Genomic DNA, 20323 nt, shown 5'->3' on the forward strand with positions numbered 1-20323 from the left:
GTGTCACAAGGGCCTTGCAGGAGCCGGCTTGCTGGCGAACCGGGCGATGCGGTGTCTCTGAAGTTCCGCGTCATCGTTCTTCGCCAGCAAGCCGGCTCCTACAGAAGCTCGCCGTCCTCTGCGGGGCGCACCATCAAAAATCCTTGCAGAGCCTGAGTGCGTCATAGATCGCCGCATGGGTATTGCGCTGTGCCACGCAGTCACCGATGCGGAACAGCAGATACCCGTCACCCGGCTGACTCAACGACGGCTGCGGCTGAATCGCGAACAGGGCGTCGATGTCGATCTGGCCTTTGTTGCGCGAACCTTCCTTCATGCCGTAATAAAGCGCTTCGTCAGGACGAACGCCGTTCTCGACCACCACTTGATCGACCACCCGCTCCTCTTTGGCGCCGGTGTATTCGTTCTCCAGCACCGCGACCAGCTTGTCGCCCTCGCGGTAGACCTTCTCCAGCATCATGTCGCCGGTCATGATCACTTCTTTGGGGTACATGCTGCGGTAGTAGGTCGGGAACGACGTACCACCGATGGCAACGCCGGGCTTGATGTCGTCGGTAACGATCTCGACCTGGCAGCCTTTGTCCGCCAGGAAGTCGGCCGTGGACATGCCGGTGAACTCGCAAATGGTGTCGTAGACCAGCACGTTCTTGCCCGGCGCGACTTTGCCGTCGAGGATGTCCCAGCTGCTGACAACCAAGCCTTCAGCGGCGCCCCAATGCTCGTTCTGCTCAATGAACGGATGACCGCCCACCGCCAGCACCACCACGTCAGGGCGCAGGTCCATGATGGTCGCGATGTCTGCCGCCGTGCCCAGACGCAGATCGACTTTCAAGCGCGCCAGCTCCAGCTGAAACCAACGCGTGATACCGGCGATCTGATCGCGCTGCGGTGCTTTCGAGGCCGTGGTGATCTGCCCACCGATGGCGTCTTTTTTCTCGAACAACGTGACGTCGTGACCACGCTCAGCCGAGACGCGCGCGGCTTCCATCCCCGCAGGCCCTGCACCCACGATCACCACTTTGCGTTTCACGCCGGTGGTCTTTTCAATGATGTGCGGCACGCCCATGTATTCCCGGGACGTCGCGGCGTTCTGGATGCAGAGCACGTCCAGGCCCTGGTACTGGCGGTCGATGCAGTAGTTGGCACCGACGCACTGACGGATCTGATCGACCTGGCCCATTTTAATCTTGGTGATCAGGTGGGGGTCGGCGATGTGCGCGCGGGTCATGCCGACCATGTCGACATAACCGCCTTCGAGAATGCGCGTCGCCTGATTCGGGTCTTTGATGTTCTGCGCGTGCAGCACAGGCGCCTTGACCACTTCCTTGATCCCGGCCGCCAGGTGCAGAAAAGGCTCCGGTGGATAACTCATGTTCGGGATGACGTTGGCGAGGGTGTTGTGGGTGTCGCACCCTGATCCGACAACGCCGAGGAAGTCGATCATGCCGGTCTGGTCGTAGTACTTGGCGATCTCCTTCATGTCCTCGTGGCTGAGGCCGTCCGGATGAAATTCGTCACCGCAGATACGAAGGCCGACACAGAAGTCAGGGCCGACCTCCTTGCGCACGGCCTTGATCACTTCCAGGCCGAAGCGCATGCGGTTTTCGAAGCTGCCACCCCATTCATCGGTGCGCTTGTTGACCCGCGGGCTCCAGAACTGATCGATCATGTGCTGGTGCACCGCCGACAGCTCCACGCCGTCCAGGCCACCGGCCTTGGCACGCGCCGCTGCGCTGGCGTAGTTGCCGATCACCCGCCAGATTTCTTCCGGCTCGATGGTTTTGCAGGTCGCGCGGTGTACCGGCTCGCGGATGCCCGAAGGCGACAGCAGTGTCGGCCAGTGGTCACCGTCCCACCGGGAGCGACGGCCCATGTGAGTAATCTGGATCATGATCTTGGCGCCGTGCTTGTGCATGGCGTCGGCGAGGTTCTGGAAGTGCGGAATGATCTTGTCAGTCGCCAGGTTGACCGACTTCCACCAGCCTTGCGGGCTGTCGATCGCCACGCTGGACGAGCCGCCGCAAATGGCCAGACCGATGCCGCCCTTGGCTTTCTCCTCGTAGTACTTCACGTAACGGTCGGTGGTCATGCCGCCGTCGGTGGCGTAGACCTCGGCGTGCGCGGTACTCAATACGCGGTTGCGTATGGTCAATTTACCGATCTGGACCGGTTGAAACATCGCTTCGAAAGCCATGACGGAAACCTCGACTTACAACGGCTTGACGACAAACAGGCCGTCGTCGTGGCCTTCTTCCGATCCGCCGTAAACCTGCTCGGCCACGGTGCGGATTTTGCTGCCGCTGGCTTCCAGGACTTGGTCCATGGCGCCGGCAAACCAGCCGGTGAACATGTAATCGACCTTGCGGCCCACTTTGCCGTAGACGTAAACGAAGGCCGAGTGCTCGAGCTTGACGCTGGCGGTGCCTTTTTCCAGATCGATGTCCTGAATCTTGAACAGCCCCCAACCGCGCTGGGACAAACGATTCATGTAGTGTTCGAACACCGCGACGCCTTCGATGCCGTGGCATTCGGCTTCTTTCTCGCACCAGTGCCAGGCGGACTTGTAGCCGGCCTTGTAGAGGATCTCGGCGTAGGCGTCGGCGCCCAGCACTTCTTCGATGCCCATGTGGTTGTTAACGAAGAAATGGCGCGGCACGTACAGCATCGGCAGGGCGTCGGAGGTCCAGACACCGGTCTCGCTGTCGACTTCGATTGGCAATTGCGGGGCGATCTTGGCCATGGAAACTTAACTCCGGAAAATTCGAGTGGATGCCCTCTCCGCGACGGGAGAGGGAAAATTCTGTGCTCGGCGAGTGAATCCGGAGGCTTATTCGCCCCAGACGTCGCCCAGGATGCGAACCCAGTTTTCGCCCATGATCTTGCGCACGACACGCTCGGAGTGGCCGCGTTTAAGCAGGGTTTCGGTGAGGTTCGGGAATTCGCCGACGGTGCGGATGCCCAGCGGGTTGATGATCTTGCCGAAGTTGGTCAGGCGGCGGGCGTAGCCTTTGTCGTGGGTCAGGTATTCGAAAAATTCCTGGCCGTGACCCTGGGTGAAGTCAGTGCCGATGCCGATGGCGTCCTCGCCGACGATGTTCATCACGTACTCGATGGCTTCGGCGTAATCGTCGATGGTCGAGTCGATGCCCTTGGCCAAGAACGGCGCGAACATGGTCACGCCGACAAAGCCGCCGTGATCGGCAATGAACTTGAGCTCGGCGTCGGATTTGTTGCGGGGATGTTCTTTGAGGCCCGACGGCAGGCAGTGGGAGTAGGTCACTGGCTTCGTCGATTCGAGGATCACTTCCTCGGAGGTCTTCGAGCCGACATGGGAGAGGTCGCACATGACACCGACGCGGTTCATTTCCGCGACGATTTCACGACCGAAGCCCGACAGGCCGCCGTCGCGCTCGTAGCAGCCGGTGCCCACCAGATTCTGGGTGTTGTAGCACATCTGCACGATGCCCACGCCCAGCTGTTTGAAGATCTCGACGTAGCCGATCTGGTCCTCGTAAGCATGGGCATTCTGGAAGCCGAACAGGATGCCGGTCTTGCCCAGCTCCTTGGCTTTGCGGATGTCGGCCGTGTTGCGCACCTGGATGACCAGGTCGCTGTTTTCACGGATCAGTTTCTGGCTGGAAGCAATGCTGTTAACGGTCTGCTGAAAACCTTCCCACACCGAAACTGTGCAATTGGCCATGGTCAGACCGCCCTTGCGCATGTCTTCGAACAGCTCACGGTTCCATTTGGCAATGATCAACCCGTCAATGACGATGCTGTCGGCGTGTAATTCGGCTGGGCTCATCAGGCGGTCCCCTCGGGTTCTTTAATGGCCGGAAGGTCTGCCGGCGCTTTGGGGTCAGCATATGCCTGAGGGTCGGAGGAGCCGGGTGCAAAAACGACAGGGGAATTGCCGAAAGCGTCAAGAAACGACAAAGGGCATAGGCATGACGACGCAGCAGGTCCTCACGATGATGCAGCCATGCAGGCAGGGGGGGGCGCTCTGGGGCGGACTTCAGAAGTCGGGAAGATACGCCCAAACAAAAAAAACGAGGGTGACTAACGTCGTCAATGTGACTAGAGCCACCTGAGCCAACATCATGTATTTGAATTTTTTTGGGAATGTATCGACCTGCTCCAAGTCGATGGCGCCCAGTTTCAGGAACATTTGGGGCCGACGGAACATCGCGCTTACGATGGCTAATTTTCTGATATCTCCTAGAAACCCGGTCCCGATCTGGAACAAACTAGAGTCCGTGACCGCTAAACAGTTATCCAGTGATTTATTGATCTTGTTTCGCAGATACAACGTTATCAACACCGTATACAACAGAGTGACTACGAAAAGGATACACATCGTCAAAACGATAAAGCCATGATCCGCAGAATGAATGGCGCCACCATGACGATAGTGGCCGCTTCTGATTGCCATAATAAACCCCGGGGCGATCACAAAAAGCTGTCAGCTACTAATAGCTTCACGCACCCTGCAAATACAACCAAAATACTTACATGCTTACATTGATGATGCCACCCTTTGAAAATAGCTCTCATCAGCGTCGGCTGCTATCCCGGTACCAATGGAGATATTCTTCAAAGCATATGAAGTCATTAGAAATCATAAAAGTAGAGCCAGGCACGAAACACCAACATGGCCGTAAAAAAAATGATATTTAGAAAAAACGGCACCACGATCAATAGTTTCCATTTTTTTGGAAAGTCCACCACCTGCCGAACATCAATGACTCCTCGCTTGAGGAACAGCTTAGGGAAAATTAAGATACACGCCACAGTGCCTACCCTATAGACATCTCCGATAAATCCCAAGCCACCAAAAGTGGCCTTGATATCTACAATTATGGAACATCGAGAAAGACGGCTGTCCACCTCGTCCCTTACCCACCAGGTGATGAATAGCAGCACCAATAAGTTCAGGATTCCAGGGATCATTATCGAAGTTGCAACTAGGCCAGGTACGATATCTTTCATTGAGAGACCTCATAGAGTAACTCGCCCGTCATCTCGCCTCCCTTACCTCCTATCTCGCCCCCCAACCAACCCAATATCCCAGCAGTGATGACACCGCAGGCGAGTGCACCCGGACCTGTTGTAAGCCCCAACCCGGTAACGCAAATCACAGTAGCCACTCCCGCGCCGGCCGCAGCGCCCCCCAAATTACCAACCAGCTTACTCCCCTCAACATACTTCGCCTTCGTACACTCATCCTCCCGGCCCGTCGAGCAAGCCGTCTTGATATCAACCGCCGTCGAAGCTGTATCGAGAACTATCCCCACATAAGCTCCTCTTTTTATTAGCTTCGCCGCTTTGGCAACGCCGCTCGTTTTTTCGGCGTAGTGTCTGATCTCGCCAGTGTGCAGGTAGCTTTTAGTTGAGATCCCCAGCATTCGCCGGATTGAGCCTGTGTTCCGCAGTCCTGCTCCCAGACTAAGAAAGCCTTTCAGCAGCTTTTCGAGTTTGTCGAAAAGCTGGCGGCGTTTGGTATAGAACAGATTTCGTTCGATCAGGGTTCCCGAGGCCATGTGTTGCTTATGCAGGGCATCGATGCTGTCGAGCGTGGTCTTGATCTGCTCCAGATGCTTTTCCCAAGCGTCAGCAGCCATTCCGATACCGATTGAGGTATTGCCAAGTAGCCGCGTGATGAGTTCGTGGTTGGCCACGATGAAGTCGTCGCCTCCTGCGTCGTTATCGATGAGGCCCTGATGGGTCATCGTAGCAAGCCTCATGAGTTCGGCTTCTTCAGACGTGCACGCGGAGGTTGAATCATCGGGGACGATGACGATTTCTCCCGCCGCTACGGTGGAATTGCGGATGTGGGCATTAAGCACATCGAATTTATCGGCCGCGCGGCGCCCCAAGGGCAGTTTTGCCTTGATAGAAAAATAGGTCTGCATCTGATCATTGATGAAGCTGTAAGGCCGCGACATAGACGACCCTCACGCGTAAATCGTGTTTTTGATACGGTCCCAGCCACCCGTCACGTTGCCGCCCCCACCACCATCGCTGCGACGCTGCTGAACGTAGTTGGTTTTGATACGTCCGTAATCGAGCTGCACCACTTCGCGGGGCACGCCGTCGGTGGCACTGTGGCTGTAGTCAGAAATGATCACTTCCTCGAGCACGATCTCAAAGTACTTGAGCTTTTCGCCGCCAGCGCGGTGCACCGCGATGGTTACTTTTTTGAAATGCTGGCCTGCGCAGCTCGCTTGCATCAGTTTGGCGCTTGCCGAATCAAGGAACTTGGAAAAGTTAAATGTGGTGACAGTGGTCCGGCCCGACGAGGCGCCACCCGCCGAGGTTGCGGTCGCCGATGCGCTCTGATGGGTACCGAAGTTATAGCCGAGGATTTCGATCCAGTTCTTGTGCTGGTCGTCGAGGCTCTCACCCGGGATGCCGTCGAATTGGATAAATGCGTCGAGCGCCATGAGTTCTCTCCCTGAGTTGCTTGGTTATTTGCGAGTGCCGGTTAACGGCGCGGATTGGATCCTACCCAAAGAAACTCGCTACAAAACCCTGATGGAAAATTTCAGACTTTTCCGTAGGACGGTTCTTTCACTTCGCGAATATTCGAGAAAACTCCCTATCTGACGCATCAGAAGTGCAAGCGTCGCGAGCAAAAACGACTGCAAAATGGTCGAAACCGTCAACAAGCGACGCTGGCTCACGGCGTACCGTCGATGCCCGCATTTGATACCTGTTCTTTGCCTCGCGCTTGGGCGAGAATCCATTCCATCTCTGACTCGGGAAGTCCCAATGAAAACCATGTTTCTGGCTTTGGCTTTATTCGCGACGGGCGCACACGCAGCAGCCAATCCCGATGCCACCCCATGCGACGGTGTCGATGAGGACAAACAGACCCTCAAATGCTCGGAATATGGCCGCGATACAGCGGTGAAGCTGATGAGCGAGAACTTCCAGAACCTGGTGGAGCGCGTAAACGCTCAGTATGGGGCCAACAAGTCGGAAGCCAACGAATTCATCGTCAGACTTAAAACTGCGGAAGAAGCCTGGAAAAAGCTGCGCGACGCCGATTGCGAGGTTGAGGTTTTCCCGGCCAAGAAAGGCTCCCAGCAATTCGATATCGATCAGAACGACTGCCTTGCTCGTGCCAGCGATGAGCGGTCAGAGTATCTGGAAAGCCTCCTACAGCCAGAATGACAGCTGAATGCGCTACCCTGACGCCCTTCCCGAGCTCAAGGTAGGCACATGAACATCTGCGGCGTAGAAATCAAAGGCAGCGAGGCCATCTTCGCTGTCGCCACTCGCGCATCTGGCGCGCTCGAACACATTCCGTTACCGATCAAGAAAATCGCACTCGAAGACGACGATGAAGCCGTCAACGTGAAGGCGTTCGCCCGCCAGATCGAAGCGTTCGTGCGTGACAACGGCATCGGCCATATCGCGATCAAAAAACGCAGCAAGAAAGGCGAGTTCGCCGGCGGCCCGACGACGTTCAAGATCGAAACAGTCTTCCAGCTGCTGGAAGACTGTGACGTCATCCTGCTGTCGCCTCAAACGATCAATGCACAGATGAAAAAGCACAGCTTTGAACTGCCGACGGCGCTGAACAAATATCAGCACGAGGCTTACAAGGCGGCGTGCTCGGCGTTGATGAAGACTAAGTAAGCAATTACGCTTACTTGGGTTCTCTTCGTTGCAGCAGCCATTCGCCGAGCGCCTTGTCTTCCAGGGCGTACGCGCCGCGACTGGATTTCCACACCAACTCTTTGTCGCGGAGCGCATCGATCGCCGCCTGAATGGTCTGAGTGCCAGGCACCACTTCGCTATTCAGCGCCTCTAACGCCTTGCTCACGGCAAGTAAGGTCGCATCGGCGAAGGGTGCGAACGGCTCGTTATCGCGGGCGCGATCAGCCATCACTTCCAGCACCGCGCGCTGCGGCAACGTCAGGGCGTTGTAGGCGCTTTCAAACTCTTCCCACACGCCCGCCCGCAGCAACCGGGCGCTGTCATGCAGCAATTGGCCAAGATTCTCGGCGTCTCCCAGTTCAAGTGCGACATCGCCGATGATTGCACGCAGCATTTCGGGACGGCGCCCCACGAGCTCGAACGCTGAATCGATATCGGCTGCGGAAAACTGGTTGGTGAGGGCCAGATGGCTGTTGAGGTGGGCCGTGTAGGCTTTGGTGAAGTCTTTGCCTAATAGCGGAAACGGCGTAATGCTTGAGCCATAAAATGGTTGATTTTTGTTCAATACCAGATGGGCCAGCTTGTCTCGGTTCGAGCCCGTCAACACTAGCCGCAAGGCGCCGTTGCCTTGCTCATGACCTTGATTGAGCTCGTCCCGTGCGGCCTTCAACGCAAACATCGCGTTGACCCCAGCTTCACTGGTCAAGGCGTGCTGAGCTTCATCGATGATCAACACGATCATCTTTTGCGACGCACTGTGCAACAGCTGCAAGGCCTGGGTTAACGTCGAGCCCACTGGCAATTGCGGTGTGGTGAAGTCCCACGACAGCGTGCGCAGGAAATTGAGCTTGTCTATCCCGGCTGATTTGGCGAGCTTGCGAATCCCTTTTTCGTACGGCACAAGGGCGACCGCGATCGCCGAGCTGATCAGGTCGGCGGGGTCCTGTTCCCGATCAGCCCACAGGTCAACGTAAACCGGCAGCCAACCCTGGCCGAGACACTGCGGAACCAGATCCTCGCGCAGGAAGGTGCTCTTGCCAGTGCGACGTGGCGCCGCGAGGAACAGACCTGATGAATAATCGTGCAGTCCTTCGCCGGTCAAACCTTCGGCGACGGTAGACGCGAGGCCAGTGCGCTTGAACACAAAACCAGTGCGTTTGGTCATGATTTATACCCAATTATTGCTCGGACCATAATTTATAGTCGTGAGTATAATTGACAATAATCAGGAGTCAAACGGCCTTCACCTCGCGCGCCCGCCCTCGATCCTCCCTCGGACACACCACAAATCTCGCTCTGTAACTGCGGGTGAAATACGAAGGCGATTCAAACCCGCACGCAATACTGACCTCCAGCACGCTCATGTCACTCTGACGCAGCAACTGCCTGGCTTTTTCCAAACGCAGACCGAGGTAGAAGTTGCTCGGTGTGTCGTTCAGGTGCAGACGAAAGAGTCGCTCCAGCTGACGCCGCGTCACTTGAATCCCTTCCGCCAATTCCAGCGTGCTCAGCGGCGGCTCGGTGTGCTGCTCCATCACGCCGATGACCTGCACCAGTTTCTTGTTATTGATGCCGTAGCGCGTGGCGATCTGCATGCGCTGGTGGTCTTTGCGCTGACGTATGCGCCCGAGGACGAACTGCTCGGAGACCTTGATCGCCATGTCAGCTCCGTGGGCCTGCCCGATCAGGTCGAGCATCATGTCAATGGAGGCGGTGCCGCCGGCTGAAGTGATGCGGCGCCGGTCGATCTCGAACAATTCCTGCGTCGCTTGCAGCCTGGGGTAGGTTTCCTTGAAGGCGGCCAGGGCTTCCCAGTGCAGGGTCAGGCGATAACCCTCCAACAGACCGGCCTGGGCGAGGACGAAACTGCCGGTGTCGATCGCCCCAAGAACCACACCTTCCAGGTCCAGGCGGCGCAGCCAGTGCTCCAGCGTCCCCGTATAAAATTTCAGTGGATCGACGCTTCCCATCACCCATAACGTCGCGCCTTTTTTAAGCGGCTCCAGCGCGGCGTCGGCGTTTACCGACATCCCGTTGCTGGCAATCACGGGACCACCGTCGACGCTCAGGATGTGCCAGCGAAACAACTCGCCGCCAAAACGATTGGCGACGCGCAACGGCTCCAGCGCCGACACGAAGCCCATCATCGAAAAGCCGGGCATGAGCAGAAAGTAGAAATCCTGGGACATCGTTGGCGCGTTCCTTGGGATTTGAGCGGCTTGGGCGATTTGGGCTGGACGTGATCGGAAGCGATCGGAAACGAACCTGCTTCCCGGGCCCGATCATCCAATACACCTCTTGCCGATTGGCAGCAACAGCACAGGTCGCTGCTGTGCAAGACCTTGTCGCCGCTGTGCGTTTTGACGGGCTCGCCGCTGCGTAGCGTTGCACCTCAAACGCGGGCTGCAAACGTCCGCTTTTTCCGTCTGCCCTGCAAGGAACCTCACCCATGAATCACGACGTCATCATCACCTGCGCACTGACCGGTGCTGGCGACACGACCGGGAAAAGCCACTTGGTCCCGATCACGCCCACGCAGATTGCCGCTGCCGCGGTCGAGGCCGCCAGGGCCGGGGCGACAGTCGTGCACTGCCATGTGCGCGATCCCGAGACCGGCAAGTTCAGCCGTGACGTCGAGTTGTACCGCGAAACCATGGACCGTATCCGTGAAGCCGACATCGACATCATCGTCAACCTCACGGCAGGCATGGGCGGCGATCTGGAAATCGGTCCGGGCGAGCGTCCGACCGATTTCGGCCCGGGTACCGATCTGGTCGGTCCGCTGACCCGGCTCGCACACGTCGAAGCGCTGCTGCCGGAAATCTGCACGCTGGATTGCGGCACCCTCAATTTCGGCGACGGTAACACTATTTATGTGTCCACGCCCGCGCAACTGCGGGCCGGGGCCAAGCGAATTCAAGAGCTGGGGGTGAAGGCCGAGCTGGAGATTTTTGACACCGGCCACCTGTGGTTTGCCAAGCAGATGATGAAAGAAGGCCTGCTCGACAACCCGCTGTTTCAGCTGTGCATGGGCATTCCGTGGGGAGCGCCGGCGGACACCACCACGATGAAAGCCATGGTCGACAACTTGCCCGCCGACGCGGTCTGGGCGGCCTTCGGCATCGGACGCATGCAGATGCCGATGGCCGCGCAGGCGGTATTGCTCGGCGGCAACGTGCGGGTCGGTCTGGAGGACAACATCTGGCTCGACAAAGGCGTGCTCGCCAGCAACGGCGCGCTGGTCGAGCGCGCCACCGAGATCCTCAGCCGCCTGGGCGCCCGGGTTCTGACCCCGGCCGAGGGCCGCGTGAAGATGGGGCTGAAAAAGCGCTTTTGATCCAATCCGATCTCCTTTGTAGGAGCGCGCTTGCCCGCGAATACGTCAATTCAGTCAACCTTTTCATCAATGACACAACGCTATCGCGGGCAAGGTGAATCGCTACCCCTCTCGCGCCTACAGGCACTCACGTTTTTCAGGACCTCTCATGACCTTCATCACACAGATCAAAACCTTCGCAGCCCTGGGCAGCGGTGTTATCGGCAGCGGCTGGGTGGCGCGCGCGCTGGCTCATGGCCTGGATGTTGTGGCCTGGGACCCGGCGCCGGCGGCAGAGGCAGCGCTGCGCAAACGCGTCGCCAACGCCTGGCCAGCGCTTGAGCAAAAAGGGCTGACGGCGGGCGCCTCTCAGGAACGTCTGCGCTTCGTCGACACCATTGAAGAGTGTGTTTGCGACGCCGACTTCATCCAGGAAAGCGCCCCGGAGCGCCTTGACCTCAAACTGGATCTGCACAGCAAGATCAGCGCGGCGGCCAAGCCTGACGCGATCATTGGTTCCAGCACCTCCGGCCTGCTGCCGTCGGAGTTTTACGAGAGCGCCACGCACCCGGAACGCTGCGTGGTGGGCCATCCATTCAATCCGGTTTATCTGCTGCCGCTGGTTGAAGTGGTCGGCGGCAAAAACACCGCGCCGGAAGCGGTGCAGGCAGCGATTCAGGTCTACGAATCACTGGGCATGCGCCCGCTGCATGTGCGCAAAGAGGTCCCCGGTTTTATTGCCGATCGCTTGCTCGAAGCACTATGGCGTGAGGCGCTGCATCTGGTGAACGACGGGGTGGCGACCACCGGCGAAATCGACGATGCCATACGTTTCGGCGCCGGCTTGCGCTGGTCGTTCATGGGCACCTTTCTGACCTACACCCTGGCCGGCGGCGATGCGGGCATGCGTCACTTCATGGCGCAATTCGGCCCGGCGCTGCAGTTGCCGTGGACTTATCTACCCGCGCCGGAGCTGACCGACAAGCTGATCGACGATGTGGTCGATGGCACGTCGGATCAGTTGGGTACCCATAGCATTGCGGCGCTGGAGCGATATCGTGACGACTGCCTGCTGGCGGTGCTTGAAGCGGTGAAAACCACCAAGGCCAAACATGGAATGGCGTTTGAGGATTGAGCCAGAATTTTCATCGCCCAAACCGGCCTATTCGTGGGCAAGCTCGCTCCTACAGGAGCATGCGATCGCCTGTAGGAGCGCGCTCGCCCGCGATGAGGCCGTTCAGTTCATGAAGATTTCAGCCTTGAGAATCCTATGCCCGCACTCATTACTTACAAAACCCCGGTCCTCGCCGACTGGGTCGATTACAACGGCCACCTGCGCGATGCCTTTTATTTACTGATTTTCAGCTTCGCCACAGACACCTTCATGAACCACATCGGCCTCGCCAGTGACGATCGGGATGCCAGCGGCCATTCACTGTTCACCCTCGAAGCGCACATCAACTTCCTGCACGAGGTAAAGCTCGGTGAGCCTGTGGAAGTGCGTACGCAAATCATCGGACACGATGGCAAGCGGGTGCAGCTTTATCACGGGCTGTATAAGGCAGACGGGGATATCGAGTTGGCAGCGAGCGAGCAGATGCTGCTGCATGTGGATCTGGCCGCCGGGCCGAAGTCGGCGCCGTTCAGCGAAGCGTCACTGCAGGCGTTGCGATTGCTGAGCGACGCCCAACATGACCAGCCTGTTCCGGGGTATGTCGGGCGGATCATCGCCATACCCCGCCGGCACAACCCCCTGTAGAACCGAGAATCACAGCCACAAAAAAGCCCGCATCGCTGCGGGCTTCTTCATTTCAGCAAATTGATCAGAAAACGATCAGTTCACTTTGGCGTTCAGCTCGCCTTTGGCATAACGCTCGAACATCTTCTCCAGGGAGATCGGCTTGATCTTGGAGGCGTTGCCAGCGGTGCCGAATGCTTCGTAACGAGCGATACACACGTCGCGCATGGCCGATACGGTTTTCGCCAGGTATTTACGCGGGTCGAACTCGCTCGGGTTTTTCGCCATGAACTCGCGGATAGCACCCGTCGAGGCCAGACGCAGGTCGGTGTCGATGTTGACCTTGCGCACGCCGTGCTTGATGCCTTCAACGATTTCTTCGACCGGCACGCCGTACGTTTCTTTGATGTCGCCGCCGTACTGGTTGATGATTTTCAGCCATTCCTGCGGAACGGAAGAAGAACCGTGCATCACCAGGTGGGTGTTCGGGATGCGCTTGTGGATCTCTTTGATCCGCTCGATCGCCAGAATGTCGCCAGTAGGCGGCTTGGTGAACTTGTACGCGCCGTGGCTGGTGCCGATGGCGATGGCCAGTGCGTCGACCTGGGTTCTTTTAACGAAATCGGCGGCTTCTTCCGGATCAGTCAGCATCTGACTGTGATCCAGCATGCCTTCTGCGCCGACGCCGTCTTCTTCGCCGGCCATGCCGGTTTCCAGCGAGCCCAGAACACCCAGCTCACCTTCAACCGAAACGCCGCAGGCGTGAGCCATGGCAACGGTTTCCTGAGTGACACGCACGTTGTAGTCGTAGTCCGCAGGGCTTTTGCCGTCTTCGCGCAGCGAACCGTCCATCATCACCGAGCTGAAGCCCAGCTGGATGGAACGTTGGCAGATCGCCGGGCTGGTGCCGTGGTCCTGGTGCATGACCACCGGGATGTGCGGGAATTCTTCGATTGCCGCCAGGATCAGGTGGCGCAGGAACGGGGCGCCCGCGTATTTGCGCGCACCGGCCGAAGCCTGAACGATCACCGGAGAATCGGTCTTGTCGGCCGCTTCCATAATGGCGCGCATTTGTTCCAGGTTGTTCACGTTGAATGCAGGGACGCCGTAACCGAATTCGGCTGCGTGGTCCAACATCTGGCGCATGCTGATAAGTGCCATTGTCTGTCTCTCTCCCGGTGGGGTCGTTAATCGTGCGTGCCGTATTGGCGGCTATTCAAATTATAGGGGCGGATTGCTCGAACGCCGCCCGGTGCTGCCTCGCTCGAACTGCTCGGCCCTTTACGGCGCCTTGCAGCCACGACCGATCAAATCGTTGGTAGCGTCCCAGTAGACCAGGCCTTCGCTGCCTTTGTTGTCGAACGCCAGCACGCCGTTACTGTAGAGCGCGCCGGAAGCTCCGGGCGATGCTTGCAGACGGAATACTTGCTCGCTCTGATTGAGGCGTACATCAACCTCCTTCTTTGCGGCGTCGGCGTACTTCCAGAAAATCTCGGCTTTGCTGTCACAGACCCAGTGGGTCCACGGGGCTGCCGGTTCCGAAGCCTTCATGCTGGCGCAACCGCTCAGCAGCATCAGTGTCGCAAGGGCTAACAAGCCTTTCATTACTACTCCTGAATCCCCTGCATCGCGTGACGGATGTCGATCATGGCAGGGGCAATGCTGTTCCTGTATTCCGGCGCACCGTCAACTGAAACTCAGTGGTCAACTGAAAATCAGTGACAGGGGACTGGTCCCACGGCAGGCATGAATTCGTATTTTTCCCAGACTTCAGGCCCGCCACGCTTGTAAACGATCGGTAAGGTTTCCGCCTGCCAGCCCGCCTGATAGCAGCTGACCTGAAGCAATCCCGGCGCCGCGCTGGACGCCGTTTCCGCTTCAGGCTTGCTCGCGCAGCCGACCAGCAAACCCGCCATGATCAACAGCGGTAATGGCTTGACCATTTCACTCCCCTTCACCTTGGCCGGTCAGGCCTTGGCGCGTTGTTCCAGAACTTCCACGGCAGGCAGAACCTTGCCCTCGACAAACTCGAGGAACGCACCACCGCCTGTAGAGATGTAGGAGATCTTGTCGCCTACACCATATTTGTCGATGGCGGCCAAGGTGTCGCCCCCGCCAGCGATGGAAAACGCAGAACTCTCCGCGATTGCGTGAGCCAGCGTCTTGGTGCCTTCGCCGAACTGATCGAACTCAAATACGCCGACCGGGCCGTTCCAGAGAATAGTCTTGGAAGATTTCAGCAGTTCGGCGAAGTGCGCAGCGGTCTGCGGACCGATGTCGAGGATCATGTCGTCCTCGGCCACATCGGCGATCAGCTTGACGGTGGCTTCGGCATCGGCGGCGAATTGCTTGGCAACCACCACGTCCACCGGCAACGGCACGCTGACCTTGGCGGCGATGGCTTTGGCGGTCTCAAGCAGGTCCGGCTCGTACAAGGATTTGCCTACCGGATGACCTGCCGCAGCGAGGAAGGTATTGGCAATACCACCGCCAACAATCAGCTGATTGCACTTCTCGCTGAGGCTGTTAAGCACGTCCAGCTTGGTGGAAACCTTGGAGCCGGCAACAATGGCCGCCATTGGCTGGGCCGGATTGCCGAGGGCCTTGCCCAACGCGTCCAGCTCTGCCGCCAGCAAAGGACCAGCGGCAGCGACTTTGGCGAACTTGGCCACGCCGTGGGTCGAGCCTTCGGCACGGTGGGCCGTGCCGAAAGCGTCCATCACGAACACATCACACAAAGCGGCGTACTTTTGCGCCAGCTCGTCAGCGTTCTTCTTTTCGCCCTTGTTGAAGCGCACGTTCTCGAACAACACGATGTCGCCGGCTTTCACGTCGACACCGTCCAGGTATTCCGCAACCAGCGGCACTTCACGCCCGAGCGCCTTGCTCAGGTAGTCAGCGACTGGCTTGAGGCTGTTTTCGGCGGAAAACTCACCCTCGGTGGGACGCCCCAGGTGCGAGCAGACCATGACCGCTGCGCCTTTCTCCAGCGCCAGTTTGATGGTTGGCAGCGACGCGAGAATGCGTGCATCGCTGGTCACCACGCCGTCTTTGACCGGAACGTTGAGGTCTTCGCGGATCAGTACGCGCTTACCTTGCAGATCGAGGTCGGTCATCTTCAACACGGTCATGAGGCATTCCCTGTTTTTACTATTGTTTATGGATGGTGTGCAGGTAGTGATCGGCGACGTCCAGCATGCGATTGGCAAAACCCCACTCGTTGTCGAACCAGGCCAGGATGTTCACCAGCCGAGGGCCCGAGACCCGCGTCTGGCTGGCATCAATGATGGCCGAGTGCGGATCGTGGTTGAAATCGCAACTGGCATGCGGCAATTCGGTATACGCCAGCAGTCCCTTCAGGGGGCCGCAGGTAGCGGCCTCGCGCAGGAGACGGTTGACCTCGACGGCATCGGTATCACGAGCGACCTGCAGCGTGATGTCCAGGCACGAGACGTTCACCGTCGGCACACGAACTGCTTTGGCCTGAATTCGGCCGGCAAGTTCCGGAAGCAGCCGTTCGATGCCCCGCGCCAGACCAGTGGACACCGGGATGATCGACTGAAAGGCCGAGCGGGTACGGCGCAGGTCTTCATGGTGATAGGCGTCGATCACCGGTTGATCGTTCATCGCCGAGTGAATCGTGGTGATGGTCACGTACTCGAGACCCAACTCGCGGTTCAGCAGGTCGAGCAACGGTACGCTGCAATTGGTGGTGCACGACGCGGCAGATAGCAGCCGCTCGTCGCCCGTCAGGGTTCCCTGATTGATGCCGTAGACGATGGTGGCGTCCACATCGGCTTCGCTGGCCATGGGCTGGGAGAACAGCACCCGCGGCGCGCGGGCCGCAAGAAAGCGCTCGCCATCTCCACGCGTGTTGTAGACGCCGGAGCATTCGAGCACCAGATCCACGTCGAGGGAGCCCCAGTCGATGCCCTCCGGCGTCGCGCTGCGAAACACTTTGATGACGTGATCGTTGATGTGCAGAAAATCGCCTTCGACCCGCACGTCGCCGGGAAACCGGCCATGGGTGGAGTCAAAGCGCGTGAGGTATTCGAGACTGGCCATGTCGGCCAGATCGTTGATTGCCACTACGTCAAAGCCAGCCTTCGACCCTCGCTCGCACAGCGCGCGCAGCACGCAGCGGCCGATGCGACCGTAACCATTGAGGGCGACTTTATAAGGGCGTGGCTGAGGCATGGGGTTCTCGCAGGCATTCATCAGAACCTGTAGGAGCGCGCTCGCCCGCGATTGCGACCTGTCAGCCCCTACTTCAGGCAACTGACAGAATGCATTCGCGGGCAAGCGCGCTCCTACACGGCAACGCGGTGGTGCTTAGTCTTCCAGCAGCTCTTCAGCCGTGGAAAGAACGTTCTCCAGCGTGAAGCCGAACTCTTCGAACAGCAGGTTGGCAGGTGCCGACTCGCCGAAGGTGGTCATGCCGATCACGCGACCTTCCAGGCCCACGTATTTGTACCAGTAGTCGGCGTGAGCCGCTTCGATGGCAATGCGCGCGCTGACTTCCAGCGGCAGAACCGACTGCTTGTACTCGGCGCTCTGAGTTTCGAAAACGCTGGTGCACGGCATGGAAACCACACGCACATTCTTGCCGTCTGCGGTCAGCTTGTCGTATGCCTGAACCGCCAGGCCGACTTCGGACCCGGTGGCGATCAGGATCAGGTCCGGCTCACCGCTGCAGTCGCGCAGCACGTAACCGCCGCGGTTGATGTTCTCCAGCTGCTCGGCATCACGGGCCTGATGTTGCAGGTTCTGACGGGAGAAGATCAGCGCTGACGGGCCGTCATCACGTTCGATGGCGTGTTTCCAGGCGATGGCGGATTCAACGGCATCCGCCGGGCGCCAGCAGTCCAGGTTCGGCGTGGTGCGCAGACTGGTCAGTTGCTCGATCGGCTGGTGAGTCGGTCCGTCTTCACCCAGACCGATGGAATCGTGGGTGAACACATAGATGATGCGTTTCTTCATCAGCGAGGACATGCGCACGGCGTTGCGGGCGTATTCCATGAAGATCAGGAAGGTCGCACCGTAGGGCACGAAACCGCCGTGCAGAGCGATACCGTTCATGATCGCGCCCATACCGAACTCACGAACACCGTAGTGCAGGTAATTGCCGGTGGCGTCTTCGCCGGTGATGCTGCGGCAGCCTTTCCAGATGGTCAGGTTGGAACCTGCCAGGTCAGCGGAACCGCCGAGGAATTCAGGCAGCAGCGGACCGAAAGCGCTCAAGGCGTTCTGGCTGGCCTTGCGGCTGGCGATGGTTTCGCCCTTGGCGTTGACTTCAGCCACGTATGCGGCGGATTTCTCGGCGAAGTCAGCAGGCAGTTCACCACTCATGCGGCGGATCAGCTCGTTGGCTTCAGTCGGGAAAGCAGCGGAGTAGGCAGCAAAACGCTGATCCCATTCGGCTTCGACAGCCAGGCCTTTTTCCTTGCCATCCCACTCGCTGTAGATGTCGGCCGGGATTTCGAACGGGCCGTGGGTCCACTTCAGCGCGGCGCGTGTCAGGGCGATTTCATCAGTGCCCAGCGGAGCGCCGTGGCAGTCTTCCTTGCCCTGCTTGTTCGGCGAACCGAAACCGATGGTGGTCTTGCAGCAGATCAGCGTCGGCATGTCGCTCTTGTGAGCGGTGTCGATGGCGGTTTTGATCTCGTCGGCGTCATGGCCGTCGACGTTGCGGATGACCAGCCAGCCGTAGGATTCAAAACGTTTCGGGGTGTCGTCGGTGAACCAGCCTTCGACTTCGCCGTCGATGGAAATCCCGTTGTCATCGTAGAACGCGACCAGCTTGTTCAGGCGCAGGGTACCGGCCAGAGAAGCCACTTCGTGGGAGATGCCTTCCATCATGCAGCCATCACCCATGAACACGTAGGTGTGGTGGTCGACGATGTTGTGGCCTGGGCGGTTGAACTGGGCAGCGAGTGTCTTCTCGGCAACCGCGAAACCGACGGCATTGGCGAAACCCTGACCCAGTGGGCCGGTGGTGGTTTCAACGCCCGGGGTGTAGCCGTATTCCGGGTGGCCCGGCGTGCGGCTGTGCAGCTGACGGAAGTTTTTCAGGTCTTCGATGGACAGGTCGTAACCGGTCAGGTGCAGCAGCGAGTAGATCAGCATCGAGCCGTGGCCGTTGGACAGGATGAACCGGTCGCGGTCAGCAAACATGGGATTGGCCGGGTTGTGCTTCAGATAATCGCGCCAAAGGACTTCAGCGATATCCGCCATGCCCATCGGGGCACCCGGATGGCCGCTATTGGCCTTTTGCACGGCATCCATGCTGAGGGCACGAATGGCATTGGCTCGCTCACGACGGCTTGGCATCGCTGATCTCCTGGGGCAGATAAAAGTGGGACCGGAAAAAGGCGGCCATTTTCCCTCAGGCACCCTCCGGGGGCAATGACAGATCACACACCATCGTTGTTTTCCTCTGCCGCTGACGTGTTTTCGTACGCCACACCCAACGGGCGACGGCAAACGGCAGAATCACGGCGCCGGGGTGCCGCCACCGATCGACCAATATCAAAACTTTTTGATATTGCCCTTGCGACACGTCCGGTCGATAACTAGACTGCCTGCCTTATGAATCTTCGCGTGCCTGCCATTAGCCATGATGAATGCGACGAGCTGGCTGCCCTGTGCAAAGCCGGCGGCGATCCCCTGCGGCTGAATGTCTTGCGCGCGCTTTCGAATGATTCCTTCGGCGTGCTGGAGCTGGCGCAGATTTTCGCCATGGGCCAGTCCGGCATGAGCCATCACCTCAAGGTCCTGGCCCAGGCCGATCTGGTGGCGACGCGGCGTGAAGGCAACGCGATCTTTTATCGACGCGCCCTGCCCCACCCCGAACACACCGGCGGCAAGCTGCACGCGGCGATGCTGGAAGAAGCCGATAATCTGCGCCTGCCCGATGATGTACAGACCCGGATCGGGATGGTGCATCGCCAGCGGGCCAACGCCAGTCAGGATTTCTTCGCACGCACTGCTGAAAAGTTTCGGGCCCAGCAGGACCTGATCGCAGGACTGCCGCAATACCGCGACAGCCTGCTGTCGTTGCTGGACAAACTGAGCTTTCCCGCCAACGCCACGGCGATAGAAGTCGGGCCCGGGGATGGCGGTTTTCTGCCGGATCTGGCGCGGCGTTTTCGCCACGTTACAGGGCTGGACAACAGCCCGGAGATGCTCGATCTGGCGCGCAAGATCTGCACGCAAAAGGCGCTGGTTAACGTCGAGCTGAAACTGGCCGATGCACTGACCAACGCTAATATCTCCGGCAACTGCGTGGTCTTGAATATGGTGTTGCACCATTTCGCCGCGCCCGCCGAAGCGCTCAAACAATTGGCCAACCTGTTGCAACCGGGCGGTAGCCTGCTGGTGACAGAGTTGTGCAACCATGACCAGAGCTGGGCCAAGGAGGCCTGTGGCGATCTCTGGTTAGGCTTCGAACAGGAAGATCTGGCCCGTTGGGCCATCGCTGCGGGGCTGGTCCCCGGGGAAAGCCTGTACATAGGCTTACGTAATGGTTTCCAGATCCAGGTCCGCCACTTTCAGCGACCGGCTGGCAACACTCACCATCGGTACTAATCAGGAAAACCGTCGAG

21 protein-coding genes are annotated in these 20323 nt (G+C 58.8%); 6 read left to right on the forward strand and 15 right to left on the reverse strand.

Annotated features, from left to right (window positions below; translation table 11 throughout):
- Positions 1–133 precede the first annotated feature (133 nt).
- The 7 genes from dgcA to EC919_RS16720 form a co-directional block, all read right to left on the reverse strand.
- Positions 134–2194 (reverse strand): dimethylglycine demethylation protein DgcA, encoded by a 2061-nt coding sequence (gene dgcA / locus EC919_RS16690; protein ID WP_133775539.1) that lies wholly within the window; start codon positions 2192–2194, stop codon positions 134–136.
- Between the two features lie 15 nt (positions 2195–2209).
- Positions 2210–2740, reverse strand: coding sequence for a 4-vinyl reductase (locus tag EC919_RS16695; protein WP_133775540.1), 531 nt, complete (start codon positions 2738–2740; stop codon positions 2210–2212).
- Between the two features lie 87 nt (positions 2741–2827).
- Positions 2828–3805 (reverse strand): dipeptidase, encoded by a 978-nt coding sequence (locus EC919_RS16700; RefSeq protein ID WP_133775541.1) that lies wholly within the window; start codon positions 3803–3805, stop codon positions 2828–2830.
- Between the two features lie 210 nt (positions 3806–4015).
- On the reverse strand, positions 4016–4432 hold the full coding sequence (locus EC919_RS16705; protein WP_133775542.1) for a hypothetical protein: 417 nt from the start codon (positions 4430–4432) through the stop codon (positions 4016–4018).
- Between the two features lie 179 nt (positions 4433–4611).
- Entirely contained in the window at positions 4612–4989 is a 378-nt protein-coding gene (locus EC919_RS16710; protein ID WP_108121072.1) for a hypothetical protein, read from the reverse strand.
- Positions 4986–5945, reverse strand: coding sequence for a hypothetical protein (locus EC919_RS16715; RefSeq protein ID WP_074886729.1), 960 nt, complete (start codon positions 5943–5945; stop codon positions 4986–4988). The genes EC919_RS16710 and EC919_RS16715 overlap by 4 nt, the downstream gene beginning before the upstream one ends.
- A gap of 9 nt (positions 5946–5954) precedes the next feature.
- Positions 5955–6443 (reverse strand): Hcp family type VI secretion system effector, encoded by a 489-nt coding sequence (locus EC919_RS16720; RefSeq protein WP_074886727.1) that lies wholly within the window; start codon positions 6441–6443, stop codon positions 5955–5957.
- A 328-nt stretch (positions 6444–6771) separates the two neighbouring features.
- Here EC919_RS16720 and EC919_RS16725 point away from each other — a divergent pair, with 328 nt between their 5' ends.
- Together EC919_RS16725 and EC919_RS16730 are read left to right on the forward strand one after the other, a co-directional pair.
- On the forward strand, positions 6772–7176 hold the full coding sequence (locus EC919_RS16725; protein WP_133775712.1) for a lysozyme inhibitor LprI family protein: 405 nt from the start codon (positions 6772–6774) through the stop codon (positions 7174–7176).
- 48 nt (positions 7177–7224) lie between these two features.
- Entirely contained in the window at positions 7225–7644 is a 420-nt protein-coding gene (locus EC919_RS16730; RefSeq protein ID WP_133775543.1) for a DUF3010 family protein, read from the forward strand.
- Positions 7645–7654: 10 nt separating this feature from the next.
- Here EC919_RS16730 and EC919_RS16735 read toward each other — a convergent pair whose 3' ends face one another.
- Both EC919_RS16735 and EC919_RS16740 read right to left on the reverse strand, forming a co-directional pair.
- Positions 7655–8830 carry a hypothetical protein gene (locus EC919_RS16735; protein ID WP_133775544.1) on the reverse strand — a complete coding sequence of 392 codons (1176 nt, stop codon included), beginning with the start codon at positions 8828–8830 and terminating at the stop codon, positions 7655–7657.
- A gap of 67 nt (positions 8831–8897) precedes the next feature.
- On the reverse strand, positions 8898–9854 hold the full coding sequence (locus EC919_RS16740) for a GlxA family transcriptional regulator (RefSeq protein WP_133775545.1): 957 nt from the start codon (positions 9852–9854) through the stop codon (positions 8898–8900).
- A 260-nt stretch (positions 9855–10114) separates the two neighbouring features.
- Here EC919_RS16740 and EC919_RS16745 point away from each other — a divergent pair, with 260 nt between their 5' ends.
- The 3 genes from EC919_RS16745 to EC919_RS16755 all read left to right on the forward strand — a co-directional run bounded on the left by EC919_RS16745 (position 10115) and on the right by EC919_RS16755 (position 12740).
- Positions 10115–11002, forward strand: a complete 888-nt coding sequence (locus EC919_RS16745) for a 3-keto-5-aminohexanoate cleavage protein (RefSeq protein WP_133775546.1) — start codon at positions 10115–10117, stop codon at positions 11000–11002.
- A 148-nt stretch (positions 11003–11150) separates the two neighbouring features.
- A complete protein-coding gene (locus EC919_RS16750) occupies positions 11151–12116 on the forward strand; it encodes an L-carnitine dehydrogenase (RefSeq protein WP_133775547.1) in 966 nt (321 codons plus the stop codon).
- A 135-nt stretch (positions 12117–12251) separates the two neighbouring features.
- On the forward strand, positions 12252–12740 hold the full coding sequence (locus EC919_RS16755) for a thioesterase family protein (protein WP_133775548.1): 489 nt from the start codon (positions 12252–12254) through the stop codon (positions 12738–12740).
- A gap of 75 nt (positions 12741–12815) precedes the next feature.
- Here EC919_RS16755 and fba read toward each other — a convergent pair whose 3' ends face one another.
- The 6 genes from fba to tkt form a co-directional block, all read right to left on the reverse strand.
- On the reverse strand, positions 12816–13880 hold the full coding sequence (fba, locus tag EC919_RS16760; protein ID WP_065991242.1) for a class II fructose-bisphosphate aldolase: 1065 nt from the start codon (positions 13878–13880) through the stop codon (positions 12816–12818).
- Positions 13881–14000: 120 nt separating this feature from the next.
- Positions 14001–14324 (reverse strand): MliC family protein, encoded by a 324-nt coding sequence (locus EC919_RS16765; protein WP_065991241.1) that lies wholly within the window; start codon positions 14322–14324, stop codon positions 14001–14003.
- Positions 14325–14434: 110 nt separating this feature from the next.
- Positions 14435–14662 carry a hypothetical protein gene (locus EC919_RS16770; RefSeq protein WP_133775549.1) on the reverse strand — a complete coding sequence of 76 codons (228 nt, stop codon included), beginning with the start codon at positions 14660–14662 and terminating at the stop codon, positions 14435–14437.
- Positions 14663–14686: 24 nt separating this feature from the next.
- Positions 14687–15850: a phosphoglycerate kinase gene (locus EC919_RS16775; RefSeq protein WP_133775550.1), complete on the reverse strand. Its 1164-nt coding sequence runs from the start codon at positions 15848–15850 to the stop codon at positions 14687–14689.
- A gap of 19 nt (positions 15851–15869) precedes the next feature.
- Positions 15870–16916, reverse strand: a complete 1047-nt coding sequence (gene epd / locus EC919_RS16780; RefSeq protein ID WP_133775551.1) for an erythrose-4-phosphate dehydrogenase — start codon at positions 16914–16916, stop codon at positions 15870–15872.
- Between the two features lie 135 nt (positions 16917–17051).
- Positions 17052–19049 carry a transketolase gene (gene tkt / locus EC919_RS16785; protein WP_133775552.1) on the reverse strand — a complete coding sequence of 666 codons (1998 nt, stop codon included), beginning with the start codon at positions 19047–19049 and terminating at the stop codon, positions 17052–17054.
- 258 nt (positions 19050–19307) lie between these two features.
- Between tkt and EC919_RS16790 the strand changes: the two genes are divergently transcribed.
- A complete protein-coding gene (locus tag EC919_RS16790; RefSeq protein ID WP_133775553.1) occupies positions 19308–20306 on the forward strand; it encodes an ArsR/SmtB family transcription factor in 999 nt (332 codons plus the stop codon).
- Positions 20307–20323: the final 17 nt, after the last annotated feature.

The sequence above is a fragment of the Pseudomonas graminis genome (assembly GCF_004364335.1).
In the GTDB taxonomy this organism is placed as follows: Bacteria; Pseudomonadota; Gammaproteobacteria; order Pseudomonadales; family Pseudomonadaceae; genus Aquipseudomonas; species Aquipseudomonas graminis_D.

What these genes read in the sequence shown, in the direction of transcription:
- dgcA (WP_133775539.1), bottom strand. Translation starts at nt 2,194, where the DNA reads ATGGCTTTCGAAGCGATGTTTCAACCGGTCCAGATCGGTAAATTGACC.
- EC919_RS16695 (WP_133775540.1), bottom strand. Translation starts at nt 2,740, where the DNA reads ATGGCCAAGATCGCCCCGCAATTGCCAATCGAAGTCGACAGCGAGACC.
- EC919_RS16700 (WP_133775541.1), bottom strand. Translation starts at nt 3,805, where the DNA reads ATGAGCCCAGCCGAATTACACGCCGACAGCATCGTCATTGACGGGTTG.
- EC919_RS16705 (WP_133775542.1), bottom strand. Translation starts at nt 4,432, where the DNA reads ATGGCAATCAGAAGCGGCCACTATCGTCATGGTGGCGCCATTCATTCT.
- EC919_RS16710 (WP_108121072.1), bottom strand. Translation starts at nt 4,989, where the DNA reads ATGAAAGATATCGTACCTGGCCTAGTTGCAACTTCGATAATGATCCCT.
- EC919_RS16715 (WP_074886729.1), bottom strand. Translation starts at nt 5,945, where the DNA reads ATGTCGCGGCCTTACAGCTTCATCAATGATCAGATGCAGACCTATTTT.
- EC919_RS16720 (WP_074886727.1), bottom strand. Translation starts at nt 6,443, where the DNA reads ATGGCGCTCGACGCATTTATCCAATTCGACGGCATCCCGGGTGAGAGC.
- EC919_RS16725 (WP_133775712.1), top strand. Translation starts at nt 6,772, where the DNA reads ATGAAAACCATGTTTCTGGCTTTGGCTTTATTCGCGACGGGCGCACAC.
- EC919_RS16730 (WP_133775543.1), top strand. Translation starts at nt 7,225, where the DNA reads ATGAACATCTGCGGCGTAGAAATCAAAGGCAGCGAGGCCATCTTCGCT.
- EC919_RS16735 (WP_133775544.1), bottom strand. Translation starts at nt 8,830, where the DNA reads ATGACCAAACGCACTGGTTTTGTGTTCAAGCGCACTGGCCTCGCGTCT.
- EC919_RS16740 (WP_133775545.1), bottom strand. Translation starts at nt 9,854, where the DNA reads ATGTCCCAGGATTTCTACTTTCTGCTCATGCCCGGCTTTTCGATGATG.
- EC919_RS16745 (WP_133775546.1), top strand. Translation starts at nt 10,115, where the DNA reads ATGAATCACGACGTCATCATCACCTGCGCACTGACCGGTGCTGGCGAC.
- EC919_RS16750 (WP_133775547.1), top strand. Translation starts at nt 11,151, where the DNA reads ATGACCTTCATCACACAGATCAAAACCTTCGCAGCCCTGGGCAGCGGT.
- EC919_RS16755 (WP_133775548.1), top strand. Translation starts at nt 12,252, where the DNA reads ATGCCCGCACTCATTACTTACAAAACCCCGGTCCTCGCCGACTGGGTC.
- fba (WP_065991242.1), bottom strand. Translation starts at nt 13,880, where the DNA reads ATGGCACTTATCAGCATGCGCCAGATGTTGGACCACGCAGCCGAATTC.
- EC919_RS16765 (WP_065991241.1), bottom strand. Translation starts at nt 14,324, where the DNA reads ATGAAAGGCTTGTTAGCCCTTGCGACACTGATGCTGCTGAGCGGTTGC.
- EC919_RS16770 (WP_133775549.1), bottom strand. Translation starts at nt 14,662, where the DNA reads ATGGTCAAGCCATTACCGCTGTTGATCATGGCGGGTTTGCTGGTCGGC.
- EC919_RS16775 (WP_133775550.1), bottom strand. Translation starts at nt 15,850, where the DNA reads ATGACCGTGTTGAAGATGACCGACCTCGATCTGCAAGGTAAGCGCGTA.
- epd (WP_133775551.1), bottom strand. Translation starts at nt 16,916, where the DNA reads ATGCCTCAGCCACGCCCTTATAAAGTCGCCCTCAATGGTTACGGTCGC.
- tkt (WP_133775552.1), bottom strand. Translation starts at nt 19,049, where the DNA reads ATGCCAAGCCGTCGTGAGCGAGCCAATGCCATTCGTGCCCTCAGCATG.
- EC919_RS16790 (WP_133775553.1), top strand. Translation starts at nt 19,308, where the DNA reads ATGAATCTTCGCGTGCCTGCCATTAGCCATGATGAATGCGACGAGCTG.